We start from the raw sequence: 6378 nt of genomic DNA on the forward strand, positions 1-6378 counted from the left end.
TAATGGAGAAATCTAATCGGTATGTTATACCTGAGAGAAGAGTGAGGAGTTATCCAAGGGTTGTAAAAGGAAAACCTCAAAAATACCCAAGAAAAAGCCAGTCAATCTCTTAACTGACTGGCATTACTCAAAAGAGGGCTTTTTTAATGCTTCAGTGGTTATTCAACTTCTAAATTAAAGGTCACTGGACCGTCATTGACCAAATGCACTTTCATGTCGGCAGCAAAGATGCCTGTTTGTACATGGTCATATTGGCGCTTGGTGTAATCGACCAACTGTTCATACAGCGCTTTGGCATCGCTTGGCGGCATGGCAGGGCCAAAATCAGGGCGCAGGCCTTTTTGCGTTTGTGCCATCAGAGTAAATTGAGACACCAAGAGGATACCGCCGCCAGCTTGACTGACATTCCAGCCCATCTTGCCTTGTTCATCATCAAAAAAACGGTATTTCAAGATCTTATCGATCAGTTTTTTGCCCTTTTCTAAATCGTCAGCTTTACCAAGTCCTAAAAACACTAAAATACCGTGATTGATTTCACCCGTGATCTCACCATCGACCACCACTTTGGCTTCCAAAACACGTTGTAACAAGGCCCGCATAAATTCTTCCGAGTAGAAAATTGAACATAGGGCAAGGATTGTAGCAAAGACAGCATTCTTTCGAAGCGATGTTTAGAAAATTTTGGGCTCAAACATTTGAAAATGAAATGTATATTTTTTATAAATCCAATAATACGATTGAATTTATGAAAATAATCTGTTTTATCTATTTATTAAATGTCAGTATCTTTGCGGGGCAGGAAAGGTATTTAACAGAGAGATTAAGACGATGTTTAAGCGTTCTTTATTGGTTGCGATGTTAGCAACAGCAACAGCGGCGACTCAAGCAGCGCCATTAACCAAAGACAATGGTGCACCAGTAGGCGATAACCAAAACTCGATTACTGCGGGTCCAAATGGTTCAGTTCTACTTCAAGACGTACAATTGGTTCAAAAATTACAACGTTTTGGTCGTGAGCGTATTCCTGAGCGTGTGGTACATGCCCGTGGTACAGGTGCTTATGGTGAATTCGTTGCAACTAAAGATTTGTCTGATCTCACCATTGCTTCATTGTTCAAAGCAGGTACCAAGACTCCAGTTTTCTTACGTTTCTCGACTGTAATTCACGGTAAAGGTTCTCCAGAAACTTTACGTGACCCGCACGGTTTTGCGATCAAGTTCTATACACAAGAAGGCAACTGGGACTTAGTGGGTAACCAAACTCCAGTATTCTTCATCCGTGATGCGATCAAATTCCCAGACTTCATCCATGCCATGAAGCCTAGCCCAATCAACAACGTTCAAGACGCAAACCGCGTATTTGATTTCTTGTCTAGCCAGCCATGGGCAACCAACATGTTGACTTATGTGTATGGTAACCAAGGCGTGCCTACCAGCTACCGCGAACAAGACGGCTTTGGTGTGCATGCATACAAGCTTTATAACGACAAAGGCGAATACAAATACGTTAAATTCAACTTCCGCTCTAAACAAGGTGTGAAAGGTCTGAACGTTAAAGAAGCGATGGAGCTGCAAGGTAAAGACTTCAACCACTTAACCAACGATCTTTACAAAAACATTAACGCGGGCAACTTCCCGAAATGGGATCTTTACATCCAAGTGTTAGATCCTAAAGATCTCAACAGCTTTGATTTTGATCCGCTAGATCCAACTAAAATCTGGCCAACGAACTTAGTTCCAGAAACTAAAGTGGGTACATTGACGCTGAACCGTATGCCGAAAAACTTCTTCCAGGAAACGGAACAAGTGGCATTGGCTCCAGGTAACTTAGTCCCAGGTATCGAGCCATCAGAAGATCGTCTGCTGCAAGGCCGTATCTTTTCTTACTCAGATACACAAATGTACCGTTTAGGTGCGAACCACCAACAAATTCCAGTCAATCGTCCATTAGTTGCTGTAAACAACAACAACCAAAATGGTTACATGAATGTTGGCGGCACTTCATCAAATGTGAACTACGAGCCAAGCCGTATTGAGCCAAAACCAGCGACTGCTAAAGCGCGTGCGGTTGAAACGCCGCTTTCTGGCACAGTTCAACAAAAAGGTGTGAAAGAGCAAAACTTCAAGCAGGCGGGTGAACTTTACCGTTCATACTCTGCGAAAGAGAAAGAAAACTTAATCATGAACTTGGCTGCTGACCTTGGCAACGTGAAAGATTCAGAAACCAAGCACATCATGCTGTCTTACTTCTACAAAGCAGACGCTGACTACGGTACGCGTATGACTAAAGCAGTAAACGGCAACATCGCAACTGTGAAAGCAAAAGCAGCACAACTGAAAGACTAATTTCGATCAGTCTAAAGGATTGGTAACTAGGGGCTAGAACGTTACCTCAAAAAAGTCCTATGAAGCTCCATACCTTTCCTGCACCCTAGGGGGAGTTTCATAGGCACTCCTTAAATATTCATTTTTATGAAATGAATTATTTCTAATTCAATTCTACATTCGATTTCTGTTGGAGTTCATCATGAAAGTTATGCAACATTTGACTTTAGCCAGTCTTCTAGCGTTTGGTTCCGCATTCGCAAACGTGGCAATCGCGGAAGATATCTCCCCCGCTAAAGCAACTGCAAGCGATCAGATGACCTCACAACAGGAATTGATCGCAATCTTCTTTGCCGCAGCCAAAACTGGCAATGAAGAAGTCATCAATGAATTTCTTAAGCACGGTTTTCCGGTCGATGTGCGCAATGCTTCGGGTTTTACCCCACTGATGATGGCGACCTATTATGGTCATCAAAATATTGTGACTCGTTTGCTAGAACAAGGTGCAGACCGCTGCGCACGTGACAATAAAGGCAACACCGCATTGATGGGTGCCATGTTTAAATTAGAATGGGCGATTGCAAAGCAATTACGCCAAGTGGATTGCGATGCAAATGCCAAAAAAATGGGGCAAAAGACTGCAGAACAGTTTGCGCGTGAATTTGGTCAAGAAGAAAAATATCGACAGTTACTCAAAAAATAGTGAGCTTGATCGCGCTCAGCTTCAGCAAAAAAATTGAAAAAAGTCGATGAATCGCGGTGATTTATAAGTTATTCCACTAAATCAATCGGCTTTTTATCAATAAAGTATGCTTTAATGCAAAGAGTTGATAAAAACTGAAAGTCTTTATGTCTCCAATCATCCAATCCTTATTAGACACAGATCTGTATAAATTCACCATGCTTCAGGTGGTGTTACACAAATTTCCGCAAACCCATAGTGTGTATCACTTTCGTTGCCGTAACTTGGATGATACAGCCTATCCACTGGTTGAAATTTTGGATGATTTAAACATGCAGCTCGACATGCTTTGTCAGTTGAAGTTTAAAGATGATGAATTGCAGTATTTACGCAGTTTACGTTTTATTAAAAGCGATTTTGTTGATTATCTTGAATTATTTCAGCTTAAACGCCGTTTTATTAAAGCGGGTATTGATGATGAAGGTCGACTCGACATTTGGGTAGAAGGCCCAATGGTTCAAGCGATGATGTTTGAAATCTTTGTTTTAGCCATCGTCAATGAATTATATTTCCAACGTATTCGTACACCCGAAGTTTTAGCCGAAGGTGAGCGCCGTTTGCAACATAAGATTGCCTTGCTGAAGCAGTATGAAGCACGGCAAAATCCAAATGATCCACCATTCTTGGTCTCTGATTTTGGCACGCGTCGTCGTTATAGTTATGCATGGCAAAAGCATGTAATTGAAGAATTAAATCAGGCTTCACCGTATATTTTCCGCGGTACAAGTAATGTTCTGATTGCCAAAGACTTGAACATTACTCCAATTGGTACGATGGCGCATGAGTTCCTACAAGCATTCCAAGCGCTTGATGTTCGTCTACGTAACTTCCAGAAGTCTGCGCTAGAAACATGGGTGCAGGAATACCGCGGTGACTTAGGAATAGCCTTAACAGACGTTGTCGGTATGGATGCGTTCCTACGTGACTTCGATTTGTACTTTGCCAAACTATTCGACGGTTTACGTCATGACAGTGGCGACCCGTATGAATGGGGCGATAAAGCCTATGCACATTACAAAAAGCTTAAAGTCGATAGCAAAAGTAAAATGCTGACCTTTAGTGATGGTCTAAATATCGAAAAAGCGTGGGATTTGCATAATTACTTCAAAGACCGTTTCCAAGTGAGTTTTGGTATTGGCACCAACTTGACCAATGATATGGGACAAACTGCGCTGAATATCGTACTGAAACTGGTTGAATGTAATGGTCAATCTGTGGCAAAAATTTCAGATAGTCCGGGTAAAACCATGACAGATAATGATACTTTCTTAGCGTATCTACGTCAGGTGTTTGACATCTCTGAAGTTAGCGCTTAAACACAGCATTAGATAAAACTAAAAAAGCCGAATCAATGATTCGGCTTTTTTATATCTAAAATATTGCTAAAGGAATGCAAAAATTCAGAATAATAGTGAAAATGACTTATGCTAAGATCGAATTTAATCGCACAAAATACAACACGAACAACGATGACAGCATCTACACTGAATTTTGGTCTGCTGATTGAAGCGGAAGAATTGGTTCCACATCTTGGTAATGAAAAACTACGGATCGTCGATTTGAGTCGTCGTTCGGTTTATGACCAATTGCATATTCCACATGCACTGCATGTGCAGCCGAAACTGTTAGTGCGCCAAGAAGAACAAGCGATGGGGCTTTTACCTGACCAAGCCGGTTTAGAACAGCTCATCAGCTATCTGAATATCAGTCCAGAACATCATGTAGTAGTGTATGACGATGAAGGTGGGGCATGGGCTGGTCGACTGATTTGGAACTTACATTGCCTCGGTTTTGAAAATACCAGTCTCCTCAATGGTGGCATCCATGCTTGGCTTGGGGCAGGCTTACCGACCTCGTCTGAAATTGAGCAATTTGAACCCGTGAGCCCATTGGTTGAAGTCAGTGCAGAGGCGCGTGCTCAGTATCAAACAGATTATGATGAGCTATTGGCTCGTGTGCAGCAGGAGCAAATCCAAGTATGGGACTGCCGTACCGAAGATGAATATACAGGCCTACGTTTGGCTGCGCGACGCGGCGGTCACATTCCGGGTGCACGACATTTCGAATGGAGTACTGCCCTTAACCGAGAAAATCATTTAAAATTGCATCCTTTAGAACGCACACAACAACGCTTAGAACAATTGGGATTCAATTTAAACGAACCCGTGGTGGTGTATTGTCAGTCCCATCATCGGTCGGGCCTAGCTTATATACTGGGACGTTTACTCGGTTGGAATATTCGAGCTTATGATGGTGCGTGGAGCGAGTGGGGCAACCGACTCGATAGTCCTGTGATCACCGGAGAGTTGCCGTCTTGAGCCTTACATCTCAGTTAAAAAAACAAATTTTTATTCAAGCTCAGCGTGTTGTTCCACAGCACAAATTATCACGTATCGTGGGTAAATTGGCTGCAAGCGAAAACCCTGTGGTGAAAAATGCCGTGATTACCGCATTTAAAGCGCAGTATGGCATCGACATGTCGATTGCTGAGCAAAGCAATGCCTTAAAATTTAAATCCTTCAATGAATTTTTCACTCGCTCTTTAAAAGAAGGCGTGCGTGCAGTCGATGCTGATCCATCCAGTGTTGTTTCACCTGCAGATGGTGCGATTTCACAACTGGGTAAAATTGAAAATGGTGATGTATTTCAGGCCAAAGGCCAGAAGTTCACTGTTGAAAACCTAATTGCCGATCCACAATTGGCTGAACCCTTTAAAAATGGGCAGTTTGCTACGGTTTATTTGTCACCAAAAGACTACCACCGTGTACATATGCCATTTGCAGGGACATTGACAGAAACTTTGTATGTACCGGGTGAATTATTCTCTGTAAACCAAACCACTGCTGAAAATATTCCGGGTTTATTTGCTCGCAATGAACGCATGGTCTGCTTATTTGATACAGAAGTTGGTCGTATGGCGGTTGTACTGGTAGGTGCAATGATCGTGGCAGGTATTGAAACCGTGGCTACAGGTAAAGTTAAACCGACAGGGCGTTTGGAACTGAATCAACACGATTTATTCTTAGAAAAAGGTGCAGAATTGGGCCGTTTCTATTTAGGTTCAACAGCGGTTGTGTTGTTTGAAGAAAACAAAATGCAATGGGATGCGACCTTTAAAGCCAACTCGACTGTGGTGATGGGCGAAGCTTTAGGGCATACCATTTAATGAATTCCCTGTCCCTTTAGGCATAGGTATCTACACATTTTTTATAAATTGAATGCGATCTGAGCAATCGCATTCAGCTCATCAGACGAATACTCTGACAACAACTGAAGAGTGTTCAATAGTATTGAAAGCCCTGCCAGTATGG

The 6378-nt window shown here is 42.4% G+C and carries 6 protein-coding genes; 5 read left to right on the forward strand and 1 reads right to left on the reverse strand.

What is annotated here, in order from left to right:
* Positions 1-158: 158 nt before the first annotated feature.
* A complete protein-coding gene (dtd, locus tag FTT94_RS15925; protein WP_180036027.1) occupies positions 159-599 on the reverse strand; it encodes a D-aminoacyl-tRNA deacylase in 441 nt (146 codons plus the stop codon).
* 229 nt (positions 600-828) lie between these two features.
* On the opposite strand from dtd, the gene FTT94_RS15930 reads away from it, so the two are divergent.
* The 5 genes from FTT94_RS15930 to asd all read left to right on the forward strand — a co-directional run bounded on the left by FTT94_RS15930 (position 829) and on the right by asd (position 6233).
* Entirely contained in the window at positions 829-2346 is a 1518-nt protein-coding gene (locus tag FTT94_RS15930; RefSeq protein WP_180171102.1) for a catalase, read from the forward strand.
* Between the two features lie 181 nt (positions 2347-2527).
* Positions 2528-3028, forward strand: a complete 501-nt coding sequence (locus tag FTT94_RS15935; RefSeq protein WP_078193253.1) for an ankyrin repeat domain-containing protein — start codon at positions 2528-2530, stop codon at positions 3026-3028.
* 146 nt (positions 3029-3174) lie between these two features.
* Complete coding sequence (pncB, locus tag FTT94_RS15940) at positions 3175-4383, forward strand: nicotinate phosphoribosyltransferase (RefSeq protein WP_180042294.1); 1209 nt, start codon at positions 3175-3177, stop codon at positions 4381-4383.
* Positions 4384-4536: 153 nt separating this feature from the next.
* Entirely contained in the window at positions 4537-5385 is an 849-nt protein-coding gene (locus FTT94_RS15945; protein ID WP_180008663.1) for a sulfurtransferase, read from the forward strand.
* On the forward strand, positions 5382-6233 hold the full coding sequence (gene asd, locus FTT94_RS15950; RefSeq protein ID WP_078190610.1) for an archaetidylserine decarboxylase: 852 nt from the start codon (positions 5382-5384) through the stop codon (positions 6231-6233). Before FTT94_RS15945 ends, asd begins: the two co-directional genes overlap by 4 nt.
* Positions 6234-6378: the final 145 nt, after the last annotated feature.

The organism is Acinetobacter sp. YH12027 (genome assembly GCF_013420085.1).
Taxonomy (GTDB): domain Bacteria; phylum Pseudomonadota; class Gammaproteobacteria; order Pseudomonadales; family Moraxellaceae; genus Acinetobacter; species Acinetobacter amyesii.